This window comes from Micromonospora sp. CB01531 (assembly GCF_001905095.1).
Taxonomy (GTDB): Bacteria; Actinomycetota; Actinomycetes; order Mycobacteriales; family Micromonosporaceae; genus Micromonospora.
Map to the genome: position 1 here is coordinate 136,452 of NZ_LWLS01000127.1, position 23,693 is coordinate 160,144.

Below are 23,693 nucleotides of genomic sequence, written 5' to 3' on the forward strand. Positions count from 1 at the left end.
CGCCGGAGCCAACCAGAGCGGAGGCCGCCCCGGCCAGCGCTTTTCCAGCTCCGCGCCGTAGGCTGCGGCCATGCTTCTGCCCCTGCCGCCCGGCGACTTCCGCGCGTACCTGTTCGACTGCGACGGCACCATCGCCGACTCGATGCCGCTGCACTACGCGGCGTGGTGTGCGGCGCTGGACGAGTGGGGCTGCGAGTTCCCCGAGGAGCTGTTCTACGCCTGGGGCGGCCGGCCCATCGCAGACATCGTCGCCACACTCAACGACCGGCACGGGCTGGCCATGCCGGTCGACACGGTCGTGCGGCGCCAGGAGGAGTTGTACGAGCGGTCGCTGCCCGACCTGACCGCCGTGCCGGAGGTGCTGGCGCACATCGAAGCCGACCACGGGCGGATCCCGTTCGCGGTGGTGTCCGGCAGCACCCGGGCAGGGGTCACCGCCTCGCTCACGACGCTGGGTCTGCTCGACCGGTTCGAGGCGCTCGTGTGCGCCGGGGACTACGCGCGGCCCAAACCCGACCCGGAGGCGTTCCTGCTCGCCGCGCAGCGGCTCGGCGTGGCCCCGGCGGACTGCCTGGTCTTCGAGGACACCGAGCTGGGCATCCGGGCCGCGACGGCGGCGGGCATGGCGGCGGTCCGGGTGCCGGCGCCCTGGGAGCGGCTGACCGGTGTAGCAGCATGGCCGGCATGACGGACCAGCCGACCCTCATCATCCGCCCGGGCGGGCCCGGCGACGCCCGCACCGTGCTGCGGCTGCTCGACACCGCCACGGCCTGGCTGGCGGCGCGCGGCCGGACCGGCCAGTGGGGCACCGAGCCCGCGTCGCGCGATCCACGCCGGATCGCCCAGGCCGACGCGTGGGCGACCAGCGGCGGGCTCCACCTGGCCGGACTCGGCGACACCCCGGTGGGTGCCCTGGTGGTGGGCACGGCCACCGAGTACGTGCCACCGGCCACCGAGCCGGAGCTGTACGTCAACCTGCTGGTCTCGGACCGGGCGTACGCCGGCCACGGGATCGGGGCCCGGCTGCTGGCGTACGCGGCGGAACTGGCCCGCGACCGCGGCCTGGGGCTGCTGCGGGTGGACTGCTACGGCGGCGACGACCGGGCGCTGGTCGGCTTCTACGAGAGCTGCGGCTTCACCGCCACCGACCCGTTCACGGTCGACCGGCCGGGCCGCCCGCCGTGGCCGGGCCAGGTGCTGGAACGCCGCCTCGGCTGACGGCCGCGCTCAGCCGATCTCCTCGTCCACGAAACACCAGCGCCACGACTCCCCGGGCTGGACCGAACGCATCACCGGGTGCCCGCTGGCCGCGAAGTGCTTCGTGGCGTGCTGGTACGGCGAGGAGTCGCAGCAGCCGACGTGCCCGCAGGCCAGGCAGGACCGCAGGTGTACCCAGTCGGCGTTGCCGATGGCCACGCAGTCCGGGCAGTCGGTCGTGGTCGCCGGCGCCGCGTCGCCCGCCTCGGCCAGGTGCACACAGCTCATCAGTCACTCTCCCGTCGCAGCAACGACTCCTCCAGGTCCAGGTCGCGATAGGCGCGGACCAGCACCTCCTGGGGGATCTTCCCGGTGTCGCGGGCGGCCCGGAAGACCTCCCGCTCGGCATCGATCATCTCCTGCCGCAGCCGACCGTACGCCTCGGACGGGGTCTCCTTCGCGGTGCCGCCCAGCTGTTCCCAGGCCAGGTTGGTGCGGCTCTGCACCAGCCCGCGCAGCCGCTCGACGACCGCCGCGGGCGCCCCCTCGGCCAGTTTGTCCAGGCGTTCCCGGGCGGCCCGGCCGGCCTGCTGCTGCACGGCGGCGGCGGAGAGGGCGTCCTGCACCGGGTCGTCCGGCGGCAGCTTGGCCCGGCGGGCCACGGCCGGCAGGGTGGCGCCCTGCGCGACCAGGGTCACCACGATCACCGCGAAGGCGAGCCAGATGAACAGCTGTCGCGGGTAGGCGCGCCCGCCGGCCAGGGTGAGCGGCAGGGCGAGGGCGGCGGCGAGGGTGACCACACCGCGCATCCCGGCCCAGCCGATGACGATCGGGAACTGCACCGGCGGTGCCGGGTCCCGCTGGCGGACCCGGGGCACCAGCCGGCCCAGATAGGTGGCCGGGAAGATCCAGACGAACCGGGCCAGGAAGACGGCGAGCAGCACCGCGGCCGTGATCCCGACCAGGAAGCCGAACGGCTCGTCCAGGCCCTGCACCACCTCGCGCAACTGGAGCCCCACCAGCAGGAAGACCAGCCCCTCCAGCAGGAACCGGATCAGCCGCCAGAACGCGTCGACCTGGAGCCGGGAGGCCGCGGACATCAGCAGCGGCATCTTGTGGCCGATGCCCAGCCCGGTCACCACCACCGCCATGACGCCGGAGGCGTGGATCTCCTCGGCGGCGAAGACCACCGCGAACGGCACGATCAGCGACAGCGCGTTGTCCAGCACCGGGTCGGTGATCCGTTTGTGCAGGAAGCCGAAGACCACCACGCCGAGCAGCCCGATCAGGACCCCGCCGCCGGCGGCCACCAGCACCTCCCGGGCCACGTCCCCGACGCCGATCCCGCCGGTCGCCGTGGTGGCCGCGACGATCGCCACCCGCAGCAGCACCAGCGCGGTGGCGTCGTTGACCAGACTCTCCCCCTCCAGAATGGTCACGATGCGGCGGGGCAGGCCGACCCTGCGCGCCACCGCGGTGGCGGCCACCGCGTCGGGCGGCGCCACCACCGCGCCGAGGGCCAGGCAGATCGAGTACGGCAGGTCGGGCCGGAACAGGTGCACCACGGTGCCCACCACGAACGCGGTGAAGATGACCAGCCCGACCGCGAGCAGCAGGATCGGCCGCAGGTTGAGCCGGAACGCGGGCACCGACGTCTCCAGCGCCGCCACGTAGAGCAGCGGCGGCAGGATGCCCACCAGCACCAGGTTCGGGTCGAGCCGGACGTGCGGGAAGCCCGGCACGAAGGAGAGCACGAGGCCGAGCACGACCAGCAGGATCGGCGCGAGCAGACCCAGCCGCCGGGCCAGCGCCGCGCCGAACGTCGCGATCGCGAGGAAGAGCACGACCTCGATGAGCGGTTCCATGAGGTAGGAGCCTAGGCGGCCCCGGTTACCGGCGTGATCACGCCGAAGCCCGGAATTCCACGGCGGGGGTGCCGGCCCCCACCGCGGTCCCGGCTACTCGGAGTGCGCGCCGGCGCCGGGGCCGGCCTCACCCTCGCCGAGCCAGACCGTCTTGATGTTGCAGAACTCCCGCATGCCCAACGCCGAGAGCTCCCGGCCGTAGCCGGAGTTCCGCACCCCGCCGAACGGCAGCTGGGGGTAGGAGGTGGTCATCCCGTTGAGGAACACGTTGCCGGCGTCCAGGTCGGTGGCGAAGCGCTCCTGCTCGGCCGGGTCGGTGGTCCAGGCGTTCGAGCCGAGGCCGAAGTGGGTGCCGTTGGCGACCTCGATCGCCTCCTCGTACGACGACACCCGGAAGAGGCCGGCGACCGGCCCGAAGACCTCCTCGGACCACATCCGCATCTCCGGCCGCAGGTCGGTGACCACTGTCGGGGGGTAGTACCAGCCGTCCCCGGAGGGCAGCTCGCCGCCGCACAGGACACGTGCGCCCTTGTCCACCGCGTCCCGCACCTGGGCGTGCACCTCGTCCCGGCCGCGGTCGGTGGCGAGCGGGCCGACGTCGGTGCCCTCGTCCATCGGGTCGCCGACCGTCAACCCCGCCATCCGCGTGGTGAACTTCTCGGCGAAGGCGTCGAAGACGTCGGTGTGCACGATGAACCGCTTGGCGGCGATGCAGGACTGGCCGTTGTTCTGGCAGCGGGCGGTGGTGGCCACCTCGGCGGCGCGGTCCAGGTCGGCCGAGGGCATCACCACGAACGGGTCGCTGCCGCCCAACTCCAGCACGGTCTTCTTCAGCTCCCTCCCGGCGATCCGGGCGATCGAGCGGCCGGCGACCTCGCTGCCGGTGAGGGTCGCCGCGCGGACCCGCGGGTCGCTAAGGATCCGGTCCACCGCCTCCGAGCCGACCAGCAGGGTGGTGAACGCGCCCTCGGGAAAGCCGGCCCGGCGGAACAGGTCCTCCAGGTAGAGGGCGGCCTGCGGCACGTTGGAGGCGTGCTTGAGCAGGCCGGTGTTGCCGGCCATCAGGGCCGGCGCGGCGAACCGCATCACCTGCCACAGCGGGAAGTTCCACGGCATCACCGCGAGCACCGGCCCGATCGGCTGGTAGCGGACGTAGGCCCGCTTCGCCTTGACCGCGCCGGCATCGGCCGGCTCGTCGGCGAGCATCTCGGGGGCCTTGGCGGCGTAGAAGCGGCAGGCCGCGGCGCACTTGGTCACCTCGGCCCGGGCCGCGGCGTACGTCTTACCCATCTCGGTGGTCATCAGCCGGGCGGTCTCGTCCCGCTCGGCCTCGAGCAGCTCGGCTGCGGCGATGAGCCACCGGCCGCGCTCCGCGATGGTGGTGCCGTGCAGCTGCCGGAAGGCCAGGTCGGCCCGCTCGATGGCGGCGTCGACCTGTTCGTCCGACATCGGGTCGTACGTCTTGAGCACCTGTCCGGTGGCGGGGTTGGTGGTGGCGATGGACATGGCGGCTCCTGTCACTCGAACAGTGAGTGCCGCACGCCCGGTTCCTCGCGGTGGCGGGCGGCGCGACGGCGCTGGATGACGACCAGGTCGACCACGGCCACGACGGCGAGGAGCGCGCATACGACGCCCAGCCAGACCACGTGGGCCCAGAACGCCACCACCGCGAAGAAGGTCATGATCACCAACCCGAAGGTGGCGAGCACGAGCCGCAGGTTCAACGCGCTGTACGCGGCGTTGATCCGGCGGCGCGGCTGTGATCGCGTCATACCCTCGGGCTACCCCGGCACGGACGGGGCTAACCGCCCGCCGCCGCCCGCCGGATGCCGGTTCTGCGAGCCCTCGGGGTCGCGAGCGGAGATGACGCGGTGATGCCGGCCACCGGACGGGTATGCCGCGGATGCGAGCGCCGGTGGGTTGCGTTACACCCCTACGCCGCGACCGGGCCGATCCGGACGGCGGCGGGAAGGATGGGGGCATGACCATGACCCAGGCGGTGCCGGTGACCGTCGCCGTAGCCCGACGCGCCGATCCCGCGCGTACCGGCGAGATGGTGGCGTGGATGCGGGCCGGCACGGCGCTGGCGGAGAGCTTCCCCGGCTTCCTCGGCGCGGGTTTCGTGCAGAGCGCGCCCGGGTCGCCCGAGTGGCATGTGATGTACCGGTTCGCCGACGACGAGACGCTGCGCCGCTGGGAGGAGTCGCCGCAGCGGCACTGGTGGCTGAGCTCGGCGCAGGGCATCGTCGAGCACACCCGGGTTGAGCGCCGCACCGGCATCGAGGGCTGGTTCGACCCGCCGGTGGACCACGTGGTGGAGACGATCACCGGGGCCGAGGGCGCGCCGGCCGGGCCGACCAGCCCGCCGCGGTGGAAGCAGGCCGTGACCATCTGGCTGGCGTTCTTCCCGCTGAGCCTCACCGCGACCCTGCTCACCGCCCGGTTCATCGCCGACGTGCCGCTCGCGGTGCGGACGCTGCTGATGACGCTCTGCCTGACCCCGCTCATGACCTATCTGGTGCTGCCCCGGATCACCCGGGTCCTGCACTGGTGGCTGCACGGCCACCCCGCTCCGTGGCGGCGGGTAGCACGCTGACGTCGGCCCGCCGGATCGCCGACCCGACTTCCCGAGGACGGTGCCGGGGAGCCGTCCCGGTCAGGGTTGGCGCTGCTCCGGCAGGCGCCGCGCCCCGCCCCGGTAAAGGGCCCGCGACCGGTCGGCGAGGTCCTTGGTGGCCGACGAGTTGGCCCAGGTGCCGAGGATGATCGCGGCACCGGGGACCAGCTTGGCGAAGAACCGCTTGGCCGCGCGTACCCCGGCCATCCGGGCCAGCCGTATGCCCAACTGGAGCATCACCTTGCCGAGCGGGCGCTCCCCGGCCATGCCGAACAGCGCCCCGGCGCGCTCCCGCCCCGCGGCCACCCCGAGCGCGAGCCGGGCGCTCTCGGCGACCTTGTGCACCTTCTGCAGCACCAGCAGGTCGGCGGCCCGGTCGGGATGCGCGGGATCGACGCCGTACGCGGCCGCCACGTGCAGGACCAGCCGGGCCTGGGTCCAGGCCAGCACCCCGACGTCGATCACCGCGCCCGGGAGCCCGGCCGCCCCGGAGACCGCGCCGGAGAGCCGGGCCCGGTTGACGAACCTGCGGACAGCCTGGGAGGCCAGCTCGTCGGCGACGATGTCGGGGCGCAGCGCGCGCTCCCGGGCGGCCCACTGCGCCGCCTCCGGCCCGAGCCGGCGTACGGCCTCCAGGGCCAGGTGCTCGGGGGCGTACTGCGGGTCGTCCCGCATCCGGTCCCAGAGCGTGGCCGGCAGCGCGTCGTGGGCGTCCTGCGGCGTGGGAACGGTGGACCCGCCGTCGACGGGTGAGTCGGTCACGAGGGGCTCCCGGTGGTCGAGCTTGGGGGCGGACGGGTCAGCGACGGCGGGACAGCCGGGTGAGCAGCTGCCTGAGCCGGCGCTGGTTCTCCGGCTTGGCCAGCTCGCGCCGGCCGCGCTCGACCAGTTGCTGACCGCGGGGCGACCGCAGGAAGGCGGCGATCCGTTGCAACGGTGACATGGCGTCCTCCTGTCCGCGGTCCCCACATCATGTGTACCCGGGACCGACAAGCCACCGGTACCCGGGCCGGCCCTCCGGCAAGCGTCCACAGTGGTCGGTGATCCGCCCGGTCAGGTCAGGATCGCGTCGACGACCTCGGTGGCACGCCACTCGTGCTGGGCGTAAGCCCAGGGGAACGCGGAGACCTGCACGGCCTGGGCGGCATCGGTGAGCGCCATGTCCTGCCAGCCGGGGATCTGCACCAGCGCGGTGAGGAACTGCCTCGTGGCGTACGCGGGCTGCATCAGGTCGCGCACGGCCCCCCAGCCGCTGCTGGGGCGCTGCTGGAACAGCCCGACCGAGTCGTGGTCCCAGCCGATGGCCTGGTGCGGGTAGTTCTGCGACTCGGGCAGCACGCCGCTGGCGTAGTTGTAGAGGTTGCTCTCCTGCATGGCCGTGGCCACCGCGATGATCAGGCCACGGCGGGGCACGCCCATGGCCCGGCCGGCCTGGACGATGGCCTTGGCGTTGTCCATCTGGTCCTGGTCCAGTCCGGCCACCGGCACGATCCGCTTGGGCTTGGGCTTGGGCTTCGGCTTCTTGGTGGCCGGGGTGGTGGCCGGGGCAGCGGTCGAGGCGACCGGGGTGGGGGTCGGGGCGGCCGGGGCGGGGGTCTCGCGGGTCAGGCCGCGGGAGGCGGCGTCGGCGGCCGCACGCTGGGCGACCTCCTCGGACGGCGCGGTGGTGGCCGAACCGTCGACCGCGTCGGCGCCGACCTGGCTGACGCCGAGCAGGCCGAGGCAGCAGACCGCGCCGGTGGCGACCGCCAGCTTGGTGCGGCCCGGCCGGGGGGCGAGGGGGTTAGCGGCGTCCCCGAAACGGGTACGGAGGAAGCCGAAGGGGAAGCGTCGGGGGGCGGCCGGCTCAAGAGAACCGGTTGACCGAACGGTGGAGTTGGTATCGTCCGAACGGTCAGCCGAACCGCCGAGGCCGTGATGGTCGTCGAAGGTGCCGTCGTCACGCATTCGACGAGGCTAGGCAGAAGGACGGCTGATCACCCACGGTGATCTGGTGGCCCTCGTCACACTTTGCCCCGCCCAAATGGGGCGTGCGGCCGGGGTTGGCATCAGGACGGGCCAACCCTCGCAGAACGGTAGAACCTCAGGCCGGTTACGAGGCGGGCGGCCCCGGGCAGGAACCTCGCCGACGCCCGCAGGCCCGCCCACGATCGACTAACTCGTCCTTTCGGCCGACCCTCCATTGGTCCGTTTCCCGGACGATGGAGCAAGATCAGCGGATTCGCCCCGATCTGCTCCCCACCGTCGCCGAATCGTGATCATTATTTCGGGGTGCAGCCGGCCCCTAACGGAATGGACCACGCCAGCCGGTACGTTTTGCCGAACGGGATGGTCGTGCCACCACCCGTACGCGCGTTCCCAGGGAGGTCCGAACCGGTGCTCGACCCACACGAGCTCTACGAACTCACCGATGATCTGCCCGGCCTCGGTCAACCCGTGCTGATCCAGGCGCTCACCGGCTTCGTCGACGCCGGCAGCGCCACCCGGCTGGCCCGGGAGCAGCTGCTCACCTCCCTTGAGGCGCGGCCGGTGGCCCGCTTCGACATCGACCAGATGTTCGACTACCGCTCCCGCCGGCCGGTGATGACCTTCGCCGAGGACCACTGGGCCGACTACGACGCCCCGGCGCTGGAGCTGCACCTGCTGCGCGACGACGACGAGACCCCGTTCCTGCTGCTCACCGGCCCGGAGCCGGACCTGCAGTGGGAGCGCTTCGTGGCCGCAGTCGCCGGCCTGGCCACCCGGCTCGACGTCCGGCTCACCGTCGGGCTCAACTCCATCCCGATGGCGGTGCCGCACACCCGGCCCAGCGGCGTCACCGCGCACGCCACCCGGCGCGAGCTGATCGCCGGCTACGAGCCGTGGCTCCAGCGGGTCCAGGTGCCCGGCAGCGTCGGCCACCTGCTGGAGTACCGCCTCGGCGAGCAGGGTCGGGATGCCCTCGGCTTCGCCGCGCACGTGCCGCACTACGTCGCCCAGACCGAGTATCCGGCCGCCGCCGAGGCGCTGCTCGCCGCGGTGTCCCGCAGCACCGGGCTGCTGCTGCCCCGGGACGGCCTGCGGGCCGCCGCGGAGGTGGTCCGGGTGGAGATCGACCGCCAGGTCGCCCAGACCGAGGAGGCGGCGACCCTGGTCCAGGCCCTGGAGGAGCAGTACGACACGTTCGCCCGGGGCCGCGGCGAGAAGAACCTGCTGGCCGCCGAGACCGGCCCGCTGCCCACGGCCGACGAGCTCGGTGCCGAACTGGAGCGTTTCCTCGCCGAACAGACCCACCCAGGAGATACGCCGGAACGCTGACCCCGCAGCCGAACAGACCCGACCCACGAACCAGCGAGACACCCCGGAACGCTGACCCGGCGCGGCGGCCGGTGATACGGCAGGCTGGACCCATGCGCCTGGCGACCTGGAACGTCAACTCGGTGAAGGCCCGGCTGCCCCGGCTGCTGGACTGGCTGGCCACCACCAAGCCCGACGTCGTCTGCCTGCAGGAGACCAAATGCCCCGACGGGGCATTCCCGGTCGCCGAGGTGGGCGAGCTGGGCTACGAGGCGGCCAGCCACAGCGACGGCCGGTGGAACGGGGTGGCCATCCTGTCCCGGGTCGGGCTGGCCGACGTCGCGGTCGGCTTCCCCGGCGAGCCGGGGTTCCCCCTGCCCGAGGCCCGGGCCCTCTCGGCCACCTGCGACGGGCTGCGGGTCTGGTCGGTGTACGTGCCGAACGGCCGGTCCCCCGACGACCCGCACTACGCGTACAAGCTGGCCTGGCTGGCGGCGCTGCGGGACGCGTTGGAGCCCGAGCTGGTCGGCGCCCTGCCGCTGGCGGTCTGCGGCGACTTCAACGTCGCCCCGACCGACGCCGACGTCTGGGACCCGGCGCTCTTCGTCACCTCCACCCACGTCACCCCGGCCGAGCGGGCCGCCTTGGCCGCGCTGCACGACCTCGGGCTCAGCGACGTGGTGCCCACCCCGATGAAGGGCCCGCACCCGTTCACCTACTGGGACTACCGGGCCGGCATGTTCCACCAGAACAAGGGCATGCGGATCGACCTGGTGTACGCCTCGGCGCCATTCGTCCGCGCGGTCCGCTCCGCGTACGTGGATCGGGAGGCGCGCAAGGGCAAGGGCCCCTCCGACCATGCGCCGATCGTGGTCGACGCGGACCTGGTGCCGGCCGTCGAGACGTTCTGAACCCCGTAGGCTGAAACGCATGGCAGTGGTGAAGATCAACGCGATCGACGTCCCGACCGGCGCGGGCGAGGAGCTGGAGAAGCGGTTCGCCGCCCGGGCCGGCGCGGTGGAGAACTCGCCCGGCTTCCTCGGCTTCGAGCTGCTCCGCCCGGTCGCCGGAGAGAACCGCTACTTCGTCTACACCCGTTGGGAGTCCGAGGAGGCGTACCAGGCGTGGGCGCAGGGGCCGTCCCGGGCCGCGCACGCCGGTGGCGCGGGCGGCGAGCCGCGCAAGCCGGTCGCCACCGGGGCCACGCTGCTGGAGTTCGAGGTGGTCCAGCAGGTCCCCGGCAAGAGCTGACCCGGCAGCGCCGCCGGTGCCCGACGTCCTACTGGGCCCCTGCCCCAGCGGCGGCGAGCCGGCGTTGCTTGTCTTCCGGGTCGATGCGGCGGCCGTACGGGAGATCATGGCAGCCGACCCTCCTACACCGCTCTTGGCGTGACCGTCGTGTCGCGGCGCCCGTGGCGGCCGGTGGTCGGAACCGGTTGACCGGGCGCGGCATGATGCCGGCATGACGCGTCCACCTGTGCGCAGTCGCCTGCTCGGCTGGCTGGTCGGCTCGGCCGTGGGTGGCCTGCTGCTCGCGCTGCCGGACACCGGGCCCCGGCTGTTCTCGTTCAGCCGTACGCACGGGCCCTCTGCGGCGGACCTGGTCGGGATGGTCGTCGTGGTCGTCGCGTGGCTGCCGGTCGGTTGGCTGATCTGGCGGCACCGGCGGGCCCTGCCCGGCCGGACCGGCCGGCTGGCGGCCGGTCTGGCGCTGGTCGGCGTCGCGCTGCTGACCGTCACGATCCGCGCCGACCTCGGGCTGTGGTGGCTGCTCGCGGTCGCGCTGCTGGTGGCCGCCCAGCTGATCGCGCTCGCGTCGATCGCCCGCCGGTCCCCCGGCGGTGGCGGCGACGCGGCCGGTGCCCCGGCACCGGGCTGATCGGGGAACGGTCAGGTTTCGCGGGTGCCGGCCAGCGAGGCGAAGGCGATGATGTTGTCCGCGTAGCCGGCCCGCCCACCGAGCCACTCGCCGCCGCAGGTGATCAGGCGCAGCCCGGGCGGGCCGTCGTCGCCGTAGACCCGGTCGGCGGGGAGGTTGGCCTTGTCGAAGTGCTCGACGGTGTCGACCGTGAAGGTGACGACGCTGTGGTCGGCGCGGGTCACCTCGATCCGGTCCCCCGGCTTGAGCTCGCGCAGGTGGTAGAAGACCGCCGGGCCGCTCTTCGTGTCCACGTGCCCGACGATGATCGCCCGGCCCGGCTCGCCCGGGACCGGGCCGCGGTCGTACCAGCCGGTCTGGTTGTGCTGGCTCAGCGGCGGTACGTCCACCGAGCCGTCCTTCGCCTGCCCGACCGGCGTGATCGGTGCGGTCACCTTGATCGCCGGCACGGCGAGGCTCACCGGCCGGCTGGCCGTCGCCGGCGCCCGCGCCGATTCGTCGGCGCGCTGCGTCGGCCCGGCGGCCGCGTCCACCCAGTCGAACGGCCCGGCGGCGCGGCCCAGCCCGGCCCCGGTGGCGAAGACCCCGACCAGCACCAGCACCACGGCGAGCGGCGTGGACCACGGTCTACGCCCCGTGCCGGTCACCGACCGGGCGGTCGGCTGGGGGGCGGGATGCGCGGTCATGGCGAGCGTCAGCGGCGGGCCATCCGGGGCCGGCGGGCGGCCGCCACGCCGACCACCGCCCCGGCGACGGTCAACGCCAGCCCGACCGGCACCAGCAGCCCACCGAGCCCGATCCCGGCGGTGCCGCCGAACCCGGTCGCCGGCCCGCGGCTGGGCGGCGCGGCGGTACGGCTGGGCGTGGCCTTGACCACCTGGAGCATGGTCGACGCGGTCTGCCCGCTGGGGCACTCCAGCTTGACCCGGTAGTTGCCCGGACGGGTGCGCTCCCGGACCATCGGCGAGGCGGTGAGCAGCCCGCGCTGGGGCTGCACCTGGACCCGGCCGAAGGCGTCGGAGACCACGATCGCCGGCACCGAGTTGTCCCGGCAGCTCGCGCGGATGCCGACCAGGAAACCGGCCTGCACCGTGCTCGGGGTGACCTCGACGAAGACCAGGTCGACCGGCTCCGGTTGCTGCTGGCCCTGATCCGGTGGATCGGTCGGCCCGGCGACGAGCGCGCCGGGTGGCGGGGCGGCCAGGGCGGGGACCGCGCCGAGCAGTGGGGCGGCGCACGCGGCGGCGGCCACGATCAGCATCGCCCCGCGTCGCGTGACTGACACCATGACCCCTTTCGCGCTCCGACAACTCCAGCTCGGCGCGTCTGACGCCGCGCCGCGACCTGGAGCCGTCGTCCGACAACTCCAGCTTGGCGACCTGGAGGCGTCGCGTCGGCGGTGTCGGTCGGCGGGCCGTCCGTCCTGCCGTGGATGAATCGTCTCACCCCCGGTCGCACATCACATCCGTTCCGCGGCGGCGGTCGCGTACGCTCGGGTCGCTGTGACCACCACCGACCAGAACGCCACCCCGCCGGCCCACGCCGCCCGCATCCGTACCTTCCATCCGCGCCGCGGCCGGATGAGCGACCGGCAGCGCGACGCGCTGGCGCGGCTCTGGTCCGCGTACGGCCTGGAGATCGCCGACCTGGACGGGCCGTTCGATCCGACGGCGCTGTTCGGGCGGCGGGCGCCGCTGGTGCTGGAGATCGGTTCCGGCATGGGCGACGCCACCGCCGCGATGGCGGCCGCCGACCCGGACCGACACTATCTGGCGGTAGAGGTGCATACGCCCGGAATCGCCAACCTGCTGGAACTGGTCGAGCGGCACGGGCTGACCAACGTCCGGGTGGCCCGGGGCGACGCGCTGGACCTGGTCCGGGCGATGCCGGCGGGCTCGCTGGACGCGGTCCACGTCTTCTTCCCCGACCCGTGGCCGAAGGCCCGCCACCACAAGCGACGGATCATCCAGCCGGCGCACGTGGCGCTGCTGCGCGCCCGGCTGGCCCCCGGCGGCACGCTGCACTGCGCCACCGACTGGGCCGAGTACGCGGAGTCGATGCGCGAGACGCTGACCGCCGACCCGGAGCTGGTCGACGTGCACGGCGACTACGCCCCCCGCCCGGCGCACCGCCCGGTGACCAAGTTCGAACGCCGCGCGCTGATCGCCGGCCGTCCGATCTTCGACCTGGTCCACCGCCGGCGCTGACGCCACCACCAGGCCGTGCTCTTTCCGGGAAGGGATGGCAGTCCCGCACGGAACAGCCGCTCCTTCTCTGGAAGTGGGCCCAGCGCGGGGCCCAGGCCGGTCGGCGCGCAAACCCGGTTGGCGCGGCGGGCCATGATCCAGGCACCATGGAGCGGCTATGACCCTCACCGCCGCGCTGCCGAAGAGCGCCGACCCCGACACCCTCTACGACGCGTTCGCCGGCTGGGCGTCCGAGCGCGGTCTCGACCTCTACCCCCACCAGGAGGAGGCGGTCATCGAGATCGTCTCCGGCGCGAACGTGATCATGAACACGCCCACCGGCTCCGGCAAGAGCCTGGTGGCGATCGCGGCGCACTTCGCGGCGCTGGCCGACGATCGGACCACCTTCTACACCGCGCCGATCAAGGCCCTGGTGTCGGAGAAGTTCTTCGCGCTCTGCGAGATCTTCGGCGCGGAGAACGTGGGCATGCTCACCGGCGACGCGAGCGTGAACGCCGACGCCCCGATCATCTGCTGCACCGCGGAGATCCTGGCCAACCTCGCGCTGCGCGAGGGCACCCGGGCCGACGTCGGCCAGGTGATCATGGACGAGTTCCACTTCTACGCCGAGCCGGACCGGGGCTGGGCCTGGCAGGTGCCGCTGATCGAACTGCCGCAGGCGCAGTTCATCCTGATGTCCGCCACGCTCGGCGACACCACCCGCTTCGTCGACGACCTGACCCGGCGTACCGGGCGGCCGACCGCCGTGGTCCGCTCGGCCGAGCGGCCGGTCCCGCTCCTCTTCTCGTACGCGATGACTCCACTGCACGAGACCCTCGAGGAATTGCTGGAGACCAAGCAGGCCCCGGTGTACGTGGTGCACTTCACCCAGGCCGCCGCGCTGGAACGCGCCCAGGCCCTGATGAGCGTGAACGTCTGCACCCGGGCCGAGAAGGACATGATCGCCCAGGCGATCGGCAACTTCCGGTTCACCTCGGGCTTCGGCAAGACGCTGTCCCGGCTGGTCCGGCATGGCATCGGCGTGCACCACGCCGGCATGCTGCCCAAGTACCGCCGCCTCGTCGAGACCCTGGCCCAGGCCGGGCTGCTCAAGGTCATCTGCGGCACCGACACGCTCGGCGTCGGCATCAACGTGCCGATCCGCACGGTGCTCTTCACCGGCCTGTCGAAGTACGACGGCACCCGCACCCGGCTGCTCAAGGCCCGCGAGTTCCACCAGATCGCCGGCCGGGCCGGACGGGCCGGCTTCGACACCCTCGGCCGGGTGGTGGTGCAGGCCCCCGAGCACGTCATCGAGAACGAGAAGGCCATGGCCAAGGCGGGCGACGACCCGAAGAAGCGGCGCAAGGTCGTCAAGAAGAAGCCGCCGGAGGGCTCGATCGGCTGGGGCGAGCCGACGTTCCAGCGCCTCGTCGAGGCCGAGCCGGAACCGCTCACCTCCAGCTTCCAGGTCAGCCACTCGATGCTGCTCAACGTCATCGGCCGGCCCGGCGACGCGTTCGCCTCGATGCGGCACCTGCTCACCGACAACCACGAGGACCGGGCCGCCCAGCGGCGGCACATCCGGCGGGCCATCGCCATCTACCGGGCGCTGCGGGCCGGCGGCGTGGTCGAGGAGCTGCCCGAGCCGGACGAGCAGGGCCGCCGGGTCCGGCTCACCGTCGACCTCCAGCTCGACTTCGCGCTCAACCAGCCGCTGTCGCCGCTCGCCCTGGCCACCATCGAGCTGCTGGACCGGGAGTCCCCGTCGTACGCCCTCGACGTGCTGTCGGTGATCGAGTCGATCCTCGACGACCCCCGGCAGGTGCTGTCCGCCCAGCAGTTCAAGGCCCGCGGCGAGGCGGTCGCCGCGATGAAGGCCGAGGGCATCGAGTACGAGGCCCGGCTGGAACTGCTCGACGAGGTGACCTGGCCCAAGCCCCTGGCCGAGCTGCTGGAGAACGCGTACGAGATGTACCGCCAGGGGCACCCCTGGGTCGCCGACCACCAGCTCTCCCCCAAGTCCGTCGTCCGCGACATGTACGAGCGGGCGATGACCTTCCCGGAGTACGTGCAGTTCTACGGCCTGTCCCGGTCGGAGGGGCTCGTGCTGCGGTACCTGGCCGACGCGTACAAGACGCTGCGGCAGACCGTGCCCGAGGACGCCAAGACCGAGGAGCTGGTCGACCTGATCGAGTGGCTGGGCGAGCTGGTCCGCCAGGTCGACTCCAGCCTGATCGACGAGTGGGAGCGGCTGCGCAACCCGTCCGACGTCGCGGAAGTGGCCGCGTCGCTGGACGACCGGCCGCCGGCGGTCACCCGCAACGCCCGGGCGTTCCGGGTGCTGGTCCGCAACGCGCTGTTCCGCCGGGTCGAGCTGGCCGCCCTGCGCCGCTGGGATGAGCTGGGCGAACTGGACGGCGCATCGGGCTGGCACGCGGACGCGTGGGCGGACGCGCTGGAGCCGTACTTCGAGGCGTACGACGAGATCGGGGTCGGTCCGGACGCCCGCGGGCCGGCGCTGCTCATGATCGAGCAGGGCCGGGAGCGGTGGACCGTACGCCAGATCCTCGACGACCCGGAGGGCGACCACGACTGGGGCATCAGCGCCGAGGTGGACCTGGCCGCCTCGGACGAGGCAGGTGCCGCCGTCGTGCGGATCACCGCCGTCGGGCAGCTGTAACTGCTTTCTTTTCAGGGGCCGTCCGGGATGCCCGGGCGGCCCCTTTCGTTCCCTGGGCGATGTCAGTCCCGTCGATTAGAATGTATGTACTAATCGAGCCGCTGACCTGGGAGGATGCTCGTGAACGCGCCCACCTCCACCGCCCCTCTCACCCCCTACGCCACCCTCCTCGGTTTCACCCGGTACGTGGACCGCACCGGGCCCACCAAGGCCACCTTCGTCGGGGGCCTGCGCCGCCAACGGGCGAGCAAGTCCGGCTTCAACCCGCACGGACAGTTCGTCAAGGCGCTCAAGGCCGACGTCGCCTTCCACACCGGCGGCACCCACCTGGCCCAGGTCGCCGACCTGGTCAAGCCCCGCTGGCGCCCGCTCTACGAGGCCCTCGTCCCGGGCGCGACCAGCTGGCTGCACTCCCTCGGCGAGCCGGCGGGCGTCGACCTGGCGCAGACCCGCGACGCCCTGGCCATGCTGGGCGACCTCCCCGTCAAGATCAACCCACAGTTCGGTGTCCGGTACGCCAACGGGCGCGCCGAGGCGATCCGCCTGCACTTCGACGAGGCCCCGCCGAGCGAGGAGGCCACCCTGGCCACCCTGCACCTGATGGCCCGGCACATGGACGCGGTCCTCCCCCACGCCGAGCCGGTCCTGGTCGACGTCCGGCGCGGCGAAGCCCACCGCATGCCCGCCGAGGTCAAGCCGGACCAGGTCGAGCAGTGGCTGGCCGGTGAGGCGGCCGCCTTCCGCGCCATCTGGTCCACCGCCGCCTGACCCACCCCGACGTCCTGCAAGATCCGCGCAACTTCGGGGAACCTGCTGCCTTATCGAACTCCGAGGCAGCAGGTGCACTGGAGTTGCGCGGATCTTGCCTTTCCTGCGGCGGCATCGTGGTTATCCACAGGGGATGGTGCGGGGTGCGGTGGACGGCCAGGGTGGGTGGATGGCCGTTCCTCCTCGTCGCCCGGTCCAGTTGCAGGGGCACGTCTTTCGGGGATCACACGTCGTGGCCCAGGGATGGCTGACCCGTGCCGAACTGCGGAGCAGCGCATGGCGTCCGCTGTTCAAGAATGTCTTCGCAGATGCCCGACTGGCGATCTCCCATGCGACCCGATGCAGCGCAGTCGCTCGTTTTCTGCTGCCACCGGGTGCGGCGATCGCTGGCCGGAGCGCGGCAGCTCTCTTCGGCGTCGGCACGGTCGGCACGAACGAGCCCATCGACGTTCTGGTCCCGGTCGGACAGCGCTTCGGGCCGGTCGCGGGCCTCGTCGTACACACTGCGGACCTGGCAGCGGCGGACGTACTGACGCGAGCAGGGTGTCCGGTCACCACGCCGTTGCGCACGGGTTGGGATCTGGCGCAGTGGCTGAGTGTGGAGAAAGCGGTAGCGGTTGTCGACGGGCTGCTCCGGCAGCGCCTCGTCAGTGCCGACAAGCTCCGGGATCTCGCTCCGGCGCGGCTCGGGGCACGTGGGTGGAGACGCATGATGCGGGTCGCCGGCCTCGCCGACACAGGAGCGGAATCGCCGCAGGAGTCCCGGCTTCGGGTCCGACTGGTGCTGGCCGGCCTGCCGGCACCGGTCACCCAGTACGTGCTGGAACGCGACGGCCGGTTCGTCGCCCGGCTGGACCTCGCGTGGCCGGAATGGAAGATCGCCGTCGAGTACGACGGTCTCTGGCATCACGATCCGGACCAGTTCCATCGCGACCGCCGGCGCCTCAACCAGCTTGTCGGTGAGGACTGGATCGTCCTCCATCTGACGGCGAAACGCTTCAAGGAAGACTTCCCCGGATTCCTCGCGGAGGTCCGCCGAGCCATCCGATTCCGTGCCCACTGACGCCCGCACGGACCCGCAAGATCCACGCAACTTCAGGGATTCTGCCGCCTCGGACCGAGGCGACACAGCATCTTCCCCGAAGTTGCGCGGATCTTGGGCCGGGCGGTCCTCAGGCGGAGAGGTACTTGTCGAGGTCGTCGAGGATCTTGTTGGCGGCGGTGACGCCGATGCCGGTCATCCACGTCTGGTCGGAGACCACGTGGGCCTTGCCCGCCTTCACCGCGGAGAGACCCTGCCAGAGGCTCCCGGCGGTGACCTTCGCCTGCTCGGCGGCGGCCTTCTCGCCGTACGCGGTCACGAAGATGACGTCGCCGTCGACCTCCTTGACCCGCTCGGGGCTGACCTGGTCGAAGCGCTTGTCCTTCTTGGCGTCGAGGCGCTGCCGCGCGGGGCGGCCCAGCCCGGTGTCGCCGATCACGATGCCGGAGAACGACTCCGGGCCGTAGACCCGGATGTTGCCGGGCATGAAGCGCACGATGGAGATCTCCCGCGAGGCCGCGTCGCCGAGCTTGGCGCCGAAGTCCTTCGCCCGCTTCTCATACGCCGCCAGAAGATCGCGAGCCGCCTGCTCCTTGCCCAGCGCCTTGCCGTCGAGGAGGAAGTTCTCCTTCCAGGTGATGCCCACCTGCTCGGTGAAGACCGTCGGCGCGATGGCGGACAGCTCGTCGTAGAACTTCTCCTGGCGGAACTTGCTGCCAAGGATCAGGTCGGGCTTGAGCGCGTTGATCGCCTCCAGGTCGGGCTCGGTGAGCACACCGACCTCCTTGATGCCGGCGAGCTTGTCCGCGCCGAAGTAGGTGGGCCAGCTCTTCGCCTCGCCGGCGGTCGCCGCGCCGATCGGGGTGATCCCGAGCGAGAGCGCGGTGTCGATCTTGTCGGTGTCGAGCACCACCACGCGCTTCGGCTCGGCCGGCACCTTGGTGGTGCCCATCGCGTGGGTGATCTCCCGGGTCTCCCCGGTGGCCGCACCGGGGACGGGGTCACTCTTCCCGCAGGCGGTGAGGCCGACGCCGAGGGCGAGGGCGGCTGTGAGGGCGGCGGCGAGACGACGCATCAGGGTCCTTTCGTGGAGGTACGGGTCGACGCGCGCTCAGGCGTCGCCGACGGAGGATCCGGCCGGAGCCGGTGCGCCGGCCGGCGCGGCGGCCGGCACGGGCGAGGTGTGGGTGAGGGCGGGCACCACCAGCGGGGCACCGGTGACCGGGCAGGGCACGACCACGCAGTCGAGCCCGAAGACCTCCCGGACCAGGTCGGCGGTGAGGATCTCGCGCGGCGGTCCGGCTGCGACCACCGCGCCGGCGCGCATCGCGACCAGGTGGTCGGCGTACCGGGCGGCCTGGTTGAGGTCGTGGAGCACGGCGACGACCGTCCGGCCGCGTTCGGTCCGCAGCCGGTGCAGCAGGTCCAGCACCTCGACCTGGTGGGCGAGGTCGAGGAAGGTGGTCGGCTCGTCCAGCAGCAGCGCCTCGGTGTCCTGGGCGAGGGTCATCGCGATCCAGACCCGCTGGCGCTGCCCACCGGAGAGGGTGTCCACCGGCCGGTCGGCGAGCCCGGCGACATCGGCCATGGTCATGGCCCGCTCGACGGCCCGCTCGTCCTCCGCCGACCACTGCCGCCACCAGCGCTGGTACGGCTGCCGGCCCCGCCCGACCAGGTCCGCGACGGTGATCCCCTCGGGCACCAGCGGGCTCTGCGGCAGCACGCCGAGCCGGCGGGCCACCTCCCGGGTGGGCAGGTCCCGGATCACCGCGCCGTCGAGCAGCACGCTGCCGCGGCGCGGGGTCAGCAGCCGGGCCATGGTGCGCAGCAGGGTCGACTTGCCGCAGGCGTTCGGGCCGACGATGACGGTGAACGCGTCGCCGGGCAGGTCCAGGTCCAGCCCGTCCAGGACCGTCCGGCCCTCGTAGCCGACGACCAGGTCGCGGGTGGAGAGCATGGTCACGACCCCCTCTTCCGGGTCCGGAGCAGCAGGAACATCAGGTACGGCCCGCCGATCGCGGCGGTGAGCACGCCGGCCGGGAGCTGGGTGGGGGCGAACAGGCGGCGGCCAGCGAGGTCGGCCAGCACCAGCAGCAGCGCCCCGAGCAGCGCCGCGCAGAGCAGCGGCGGCCGCTCCGCCCGGACCAGCCGGCGGGCCACCTGCGGGGCGACCAGGGCGACGAAGTCCACCGCGCCGACCTGGGCGGTGACGGTCGCGGCGATCAGCACGCCGGTGGCGGCCAGCCCGATCCGCCGGGCCACCGGCCGCAGCCCGATGCCCCGGGCGGTGTCGTCGTCCAGGGCGGTGCTGCGCAGCGCCCAGCCGGCCCAGGCCAGCACGGGCAGCAGCAGGGCGAGTGTGCCGCCGATCCAGGCCGCCTCGGTCCACCCCTTGCCGGCCAGCGTGCCGATCAGCCAGAGCTGGGCGCGCAGCCCGTCGATCGGGTCGGCGGTGAGCATGACCACCTCGGTCAGCGCACGGAACGCGAACGCCACCGCCACGCCGGCCAGGACGAACCGCTGCGCCGCCAGCCCGTGCCGGGCGCCGAGGGCGAACACCAGGACCGCCGCGACCAGGCCACCGAGCAGCGCGGCCGGCGCCACCAGGACGGCGGCCGCGCCGCCGGTGAGGGCCACCGTCGCGGCGAGCCCGGCGCCCTGGGTGACGCCGATGACGTCGGGGCTGGCCAGGGGGTTGCGGGCCACGCCCTGGATCAGGGTGCCGGCCACCCCGAAGGCGGCCCCGGCGAGCGCCGCGAGCACGGCGCGGGGCAGTCGCAGGTCGAGCACCACGAGGTCGTACGGGGTGCCGGCCCCGGAGAGCGCGCGCAGCACGTCGGCCGGGGCGACGTACGGGGTGCCGAGCGAGAGGCTGAGCACGACGGAGCCGGCGAGCAGCAGGAACAGCGTGCCGGCGACGAGCACCGGACGGCGGCGGACCTGGACGGTCACCGGCCCGATCCGTAGCAGCGACCGTCCGGGCAGCGCGACGCTCGACGCGCTCCGGGCACCCGCGTGGGTGGAAGTCACGGAGTCTCCTCAGTTCGCGACTGCGGGGCTCGCAAACCCGGCTCACTCCTCGCGCTCACGCGGTCACCACCCGGGCGCGGCGGACCAGGACGGCGAGCAGCGGGGCGCCGATCAGGGCGGTGACGATGCCGGCGGGTACCTCGCCGGGCGGGGCGACGAGCCGGCCGAGGATGTCGGCGCCGAGCACCAGGGCCGGCCCGAGCAGCCCGGCGACCAGCAGGGTCCACCGGTGGTCGGCACCGACCAGGGCCCGGGCCAGGTGCGGCACGGCCAGCCCGACGAAGGCGATCGGTCCGGCGGCGGCGACGGCGGCGCCGGTGAGCAGCACGCCGGCGACGCCGGCGCCGAGGCGGACCAGGGCGATCCGGTGGCCGAGGCCGCGGGCCACGTCGTCGCCCAGGGCGAGCGCGTCGAGGCCCCGGGCGACCAGGGCGGCCAGCACCGCCCCGGCGACGACGAACGGGAGCACCTGCCCGGCGACCCCGACGTCCCGGCCGGTGAGGCCGCCGACCACCCAGAACCGGTACTCCTCGAAGGTGCGGGCGTCGATGCTGAGCAGCGCGTACACGACGGCGCCGAGACTAGCGTCGAGGGCCGCACCGACCAGCGCGAGGGTGACCGGGCTGGCGCCCTCGCGGGTCCGGTTGGCGACGGCGAAGACCAGCAGGCCGGCGAGGAACGCCCCGGCGATGCCGAACCAGACGTACCCGGTGAGGGTCCCGACACCGAAGACGGCGATGGCCAGCACCACGCCGAAGGACGCGCCGGCGCTGACCCCGAGGATGCGCGGCTCGGCGAGCGGGTTGCGGGTGACGGCCTGGAAGAGCACCCCGGCGACGGCCAGCGCCAGCCCGACCACCAGTCCCAGGGCGGTACGCGGCAGCCGCAGTTCCCGGACGATGGTGCTGGCCTCGCCGCCGTCCGGGGCGGTGAGCGCGGCCCACACCTGGTCGACGGGGAGCGGGCGGCTGCCGAGCGCCAGGCTGGCCAGCAGCGCGACGGCGAGCAGGAGCGCCGCCACCAGGGTGACCGCGAGACGGCGGCTGACGCCTCGGCGGGCCGGGGTGTCGGCCCGCTCGGGCCGGACGGCGACGGTGGTCACGGACGAAGTTCCCTCTCGGCTTAGGTTCGCCTTACCTTAGCCGACGAGGTTAGGTGAACCTAACTCGGGATCGTCGATCTTCAGCCGACGGGTTGCGCCTCCCGTGGGGGGAGACGCCAGGGTGAGGGTATGAACGGCGACACGCGCTACTCGATCGGCGAACTGGCCCGGCGGACCGGCCTGACGGTCAAGACCATCCGGTTCTACTCCGACCGCGGGATCGTGTCGCCGACCGACCGTGGCCCCACCGGCCACCGCCGCTACGGCCCGGATGCCCTCGCCCGCCTGGATCTCGTCCGCACGCTGCGCGACCTCGGACTGGACCTGGCCACGATCCGCCGGATCGTGGACCGGGAGGTCTCGCTGCCCGAGGTCGCTGCGGCGCACGCCGACGCACTGGCGGCACAGATCCGGGTGCTGCGCCTGCGGCGCGCGGTGTTGACGGCGGTGGCCCGGCGCGGTTCCACACCCGAGGAGATGGCGCTCATGCACAAGCTGGCCAGGCTCTCCGCCGACGAGCGTCGGCGGCTGATCGACGAATTCCTCGACGCCGCCTTCGCCGGCCAGGCGGGCAACCCCACGTACGCGGGGATCAGGCGTTCGCTGACCCCCGACCTGCCGGACAACCCCGACGCCGACCAGGTCGAGGCCTGGGTGGAGCTGGCCGAGATGGCCCAGGACCCGGACTTCCGGGCCAGCCTGCGGCACCTGGCGGAGCAGCACGCGGCGGACCACGCCCACGCGCCGGGCGTACGCCGCGACGCGGTGGCATTGGCCCGGGCCGAGGTCGAGGAGGCGCTGGCCGCCGGCGTCGACCCGGCCTCGCCCCGAGCCGACCGGGTCGTCGCCGCGCTCACGAGCCGGTACGCGCACCTCTGTGGCCGGCCGGACGACGTCGACCTCCGGCGGCGGCTGCTGGACCGGCTGGACGCCGCGAACGATCCCCGTCGGGAGCGCTACCTGCACCTGCTCTCGGTGGTCAACGGCTGGCCGACGACCGAGAGCCTGGCGCCGGTCCTCGACTGGTCGATCCGCGCGCTGCGGGCCCGGACCTCGGCGTAGCCCCTTTTCGACTGGTTTGCGCTCCTACGCTGGGAGCATGCGATTCGACCAGCACACCGTCGTCCTCCTGGTCCGTCCCGACGACCCGCCCGAGCTGCCCCGGGACGCGGCCGACCGGTTGCAGGACGCGCACCTGGCCCACCAGGCCGGGCTGGTGGAGCAGGGCGCCCTCCTCGCCGCCGGCCCGTTCCTCGGCGGCGACGACGAGCGGATCCGAGGCTTCGCCGTGCTCTCCGTGGACCCGCAGATGGCCCGCGAGCTCTACGCCAACGACCCGGCCGTACGGGCGGGGCGGCTGGTCCCGCTGGTGATGAGCTGGATGGTGCCGGAGGGCAACCTGCGCTTCGAGCAGGTGCCGGTCCCCCGGTCGATGCTGGAGGTGGCGTCGGGCGACTGACCCGGCTCAGTCTTCCGGGGCCTGGCGGCTGCCCGGCACCACCGGCATCGGCCACACCCCGGTCCGCGGCACGGCCGGCACGTCCAGCTGGTGGTCCGACCAGACGTACGTCTCGGGCAGCAGATCGGTCACCGGGACCACGCGCAGCCCGTCCGGTGGGCCGACGATCACCTTGATCGACGGGAAGTAGTCGGCGAGCACCTGCCGGCAGCGACCGCACGGCGCGAGAACGCCCCGGTTCCGGTCCCCCACCGCGACGATGGTCTCCAGGTCGCCGGCGCCCTGCGTGGCGGCGGCACCGATCGCCACCAGTTCCGCGCACGGTCCGCCGGTGAAGTGGTAGACGTTCACCCCGCTGAACACCCGACCGTCGGTGCTTCGCACGGCGGCGGCGACGGTGTGGTTGTCACTGCGGCAGCGCAGCTTGGCAACGGCCATGGCGGCCTGCACCAGTGCCCGGTCGGTGTCGCGCATGATCATCCCGTCCGTCGTCAACCTCGATCGGCGGCCACTCTAGCCCGGCGACCCGGCCCGACCTGGGACGGCACGCGCGGGACGTGGTCGGGGCGCGTCACCCCGGCCCGGCCGG

At 73.2% G+C, this 23,693-nt stretch carries 27 protein-coding genes; 13 read left to right on the plus strand and 14 right to left on the minus strand.

Translation table 11 applies throughout. From position 1 onward, the window contains the following. Positions 1–70: 70 nt before the first annotated feature. The gene (locus A6A27_RS38585) at positions 71–688 is read left to right on the plus strand and encodes an HAD family hydrolase (RefSeq protein WP_073839594.1); all 618 of its coding nucleotides are present in this window, start codon (positions 71–73) and stop codon (positions 686–688) included. Further along, complete coding sequence (locus tag A6A27_RS38590) at positions 685–1,218, plus strand: GNAT family N-acetyltransferase (protein ID WP_073839695.1); 534 nt, start codon at positions 685–687, stop codon at positions 1,216–1,218. The genes A6A27_RS38585 and A6A27_RS38590 overlap by 4 nt, the downstream gene beginning before the upstream one ends. A 9-nt stretch (positions 1,219–1,227) precedes the next feature. Here A6A27_RS38590 and A6A27_RS38595 read toward each other — a convergent pair whose 3' ends face one another. The 4 genes from A6A27_RS38595 to A6A27_RS38610 form a co-directional block, all read right to left on the minus strand. Further along, complete coding sequence (locus A6A27_RS38595) at positions 1,228–1,485, minus strand: UBP-type zinc finger domain-containing protein (RefSeq protein WP_073839595.1); 258 nt, start codon at positions 1,483–1,485, stop codon at positions 1,228–1,230. Beyond that, positions 1,485–3,062 (minus strand): Na+/H+ antiporter, encoded by a 1,578-nt coding sequence (locus tag A6A27_RS38600; RefSeq protein WP_073839596.1) that lies wholly within the window; start codon positions 3,060–3,062, stop codon positions 1,485–1,487. The genes A6A27_RS38595 and A6A27_RS38600 overlap by 1 nt, the downstream gene beginning before the upstream one ends. Positions 3,063–3,155: 93 nt before the next feature. Beyond that, positions 3,156–4,568, minus strand: coding sequence for an NADP-dependent succinic semialdehyde dehydrogenase (locus tag A6A27_RS38605; protein WP_073839597.1), 1,413 nt, complete (start codon positions 4,566–4,568; stop codon positions 3,156–3,158). Positions 4,569–4,579: 11 nt separating this feature from the next. After that, a complete protein-coding gene (locus tag A6A27_RS38610) occupies positions 4,580–4,834 on the minus strand; it encodes a DUF6343 family protein (RefSeq protein ID WP_073839598.1) in 255 nt (84 codons plus the stop codon). A gap of 209 nt (positions 4,835–5,043) precedes the next feature. Between A6A27_RS38610 and A6A27_RS38615 the strand changes: the two genes are divergently transcribed. Then, positions 5,044–5,658 (plus strand): antibiotic biosynthesis monooxygenase, encoded by a 615-nt coding sequence (locus A6A27_RS38615; protein WP_073839599.1) that lies wholly within the window; start codon positions 5,044–5,046, stop codon positions 5,656–5,658. A gap of 60 nt (positions 5,659–5,718) precedes the next feature. Here the strand turns inward: A6A27_RS38615 and A6A27_RS38620 are convergent, their stop codons facing one another. The 3 genes from A6A27_RS38620 to A6A27_RS38625 all read right to left on the minus strand — a co-directional run bounded on the left by A6A27_RS38620 (position 5,719) and on the right by A6A27_RS38625 (position 7,626). Further along, positions 5,719–6,441: an EcsC family protein gene (locus A6A27_RS38620; RefSeq protein ID WP_073839600.1), complete on the minus strand. Its 723-nt coding sequence runs from the start codon at positions 6,439–6,441 to the stop codon at positions 5,719–5,721. A gap of 37 nt (positions 6,442–6,478) precedes the next feature. Next, entirely contained in the window at positions 6,479–6,622 is a 144-nt protein-coding gene (locus A6A27_RS45435) for a hypothetical protein (RefSeq protein WP_198940632.1), read from the minus strand. Between the two features lie 110 nt (positions 6,623–6,732). Then, a complete protein-coding gene (locus A6A27_RS38625) occupies positions 6,733–7,626 on the minus strand; it encodes a peptidase M23 (protein ID WP_073839601.1) in 894 nt (297 codons plus the stop codon). Between the two features lie 429 nt (positions 7,627–8,055). On the opposite strand from A6A27_RS38625, the gene A6A27_RS38630 reads away from it, so the two are divergent. The 4 genes from A6A27_RS38630 (at position 8,056) to A6A27_RS38645 (ending at position 10,834) form a co-directional block, all read left to right on the plus strand. Continuing rightward, positions 8,056–8,976: a proteasome assembly chaperone family protein gene (locus tag A6A27_RS38630; protein WP_073839602.1), complete on the plus strand. Its 921-nt coding sequence runs from the start codon at positions 8,056–8,058 to the stop codon at positions 8,974–8,976. 92 nt (positions 8,977–9,068) lie between these two features. After that, positions 9,069–9,866, plus strand: a complete 798-nt coding sequence (locus A6A27_RS38635) for an exodeoxyribonuclease III (protein WP_073839603.1) — start codon at positions 9,069–9,071, stop codon at positions 9,864–9,866. A gap of 19 nt (positions 9,867–9,885) precedes the next feature. Next, entirely contained in the window at positions 9,886–10,206 is a 321-nt protein-coding gene (locus A6A27_RS38640) for an antibiotic biosynthesis monooxygenase family protein (RefSeq protein WP_073839604.1), read from the plus strand. Positions 10,207–10,417: 211 nt separating this feature from the next. Then, positions 10,418–10,834: a hypothetical protein gene (locus tag A6A27_RS38645; protein ID WP_143194407.1), complete on the plus strand. Its 417-nt coding sequence runs from the start codon at positions 10,418–10,420 to the stop codon at positions 10,832–10,834. A gap of 11 nt (positions 10,835–10,845) precedes the next feature. Here the strand turns inward: A6A27_RS38645 and A6A27_RS38650 are convergent, their stop codons facing one another. Next, entirely contained in the window at positions 10,846–11,520 is a 675-nt protein-coding gene (locus A6A27_RS38650; protein ID WP_073839606.1) for a class F sortase, read from the minus strand. Positions 11,521–11,528: 8 nt separating this feature from the next. Continuing rightward, positions 11,529–12,122 (minus strand): hypothetical protein, encoded by a 594-nt coding sequence (locus A6A27_RS38655; RefSeq protein WP_073839607.1) that lies wholly within the window; start codon positions 12,120–12,122, stop codon positions 11,529–11,531. 214 nt (positions 12,123–12,336) lie between these two features. Here A6A27_RS38655 and trmB point away from each other — a divergent pair, with 214 nt between their 5' ends. The 4 genes from trmB (at position 12,337) to A6A27_RS38675 (ending at position 17,534) form a co-directional block, all read left to right on the plus strand. Beyond that, positions 12,337–13,041 (plus strand): tRNA (guanosine(46)-N7)-methyltransferase TrmB, encoded by a 705-nt coding sequence (trmB, locus tag A6A27_RS38660; protein ID WP_073839608.1) that lies wholly within the window; start codon positions 12,337–12,339, stop codon positions 13,039–13,041. A 157-nt stretch (positions 13,042–13,198) separates the two neighbouring features. Then, the gene (locus A6A27_RS38665; protein ID WP_073839609.1) at positions 13,199–15,703 is read left to right on the plus strand and encodes a DEAD/DEAH box helicase; all 2,505 of its coding nucleotides are present in this window, start codon (positions 13,199–13,201) and stop codon (positions 15,701–15,703) included. 120 nt (positions 15,704–15,823) lie between these two features. Next, on the plus strand, positions 15,824–16,471 hold the full coding sequence (locus A6A27_RS38670; protein WP_073839610.1) for a hypothetical protein: 648 nt from the start codon (positions 15,824–15,826) through the stop codon (positions 16,469–16,471). Positions 16,472–16,703: 232 nt separating this feature from the next. Further along, positions 16,704–17,534, plus strand: coding sequence for an endonuclease domain-containing protein (locus A6A27_RS38675; protein ID WP_083673200.1), 831 nt, complete (start codon positions 16,704–16,706; stop codon positions 17,532–17,534). Positions 17,535–17,643: 109 nt separating this feature from the next. Here the strand turns inward: A6A27_RS38675 and A6A27_RS38680 are convergent, their stop codons facing one another. Genes A6A27_RS38680 through A6A27_RS38695 form a run of 4 tightly spaced genes read right to left on the minus strand, consistent with a single transcriptional unit; the run spans position 17,644 to position 21,645 of the window. Continuing rightward, positions 17,644–18,588 carry an ABC transporter substrate-binding protein gene (locus A6A27_RS38680; protein ID WP_073839611.1) on the minus strand — a complete coding sequence of 315 codons (945 nt, stop codon included), beginning with the start codon at positions 18,586–18,588 and terminating at the stop codon, positions 17,644–17,646. Positions 18,589–18,624: 36 nt separating this feature from the next. Next, positions 18,625–19,470, minus strand: coding sequence for an ABC transporter ATP-binding protein (locus A6A27_RS38685; RefSeq protein ID WP_073839698.1), 846 nt, complete (start codon positions 19,468–19,470; stop codon positions 18,625–18,627). Between the two features lie 2 nt (positions 19,471–19,472). Continuing rightward, the gene (locus A6A27_RS38690; protein WP_241825659.1) at positions 19,473–20,543 is read right to left on the minus strand and encodes a FecCD family ABC transporter permease; all 1,071 of its coding nucleotides are present in this window, start codon (positions 20,541–20,543) and stop codon (positions 19,473–19,475) included. A gap of 55 nt (positions 20,544–20,598) precedes the next feature. Then, entirely contained in the window at positions 20,599–21,645 is a 1,047-nt protein-coding gene (locus A6A27_RS38695) for a FecCD family ABC transporter permease (RefSeq protein ID WP_073839612.1), read from the minus strand. A gap of 129 nt (positions 21,646–21,774) precedes the next feature. On the opposite strand from A6A27_RS38695, the gene A6A27_RS47015 reads away from it, so the two are divergent. Then, entirely contained in the window at positions 21,775–22,707 is a 933-nt protein-coding gene (locus A6A27_RS47015) for a MerR family transcriptional regulator (protein ID WP_073839613.1), read from the plus strand. Between the two features lie 37 nt (positions 22,708–22,744). Next, a complete protein-coding gene (locus A6A27_RS38705; RefSeq protein ID WP_073839614.1) occupies positions 22,745–23,104 on the plus strand; it encodes a YciI family protein in 360 nt (119 codons plus the stop codon). Positions 23,105–23,110: 6 nt separating this feature from the next. Here A6A27_RS38705 and A6A27_RS38710 read toward each other — a convergent pair whose 3' ends face one another. Continuing rightward, positions 23,111–23,578 (minus strand): cytidine deaminase family protein, encoded by a 468-nt coding sequence (locus A6A27_RS38710; protein ID WP_241825660.1) that lies wholly within the window; start codon positions 23,576–23,578, stop codon positions 23,111–23,113. Positions 23,579–23,693 lie beyond the last annotated feature (115 nt).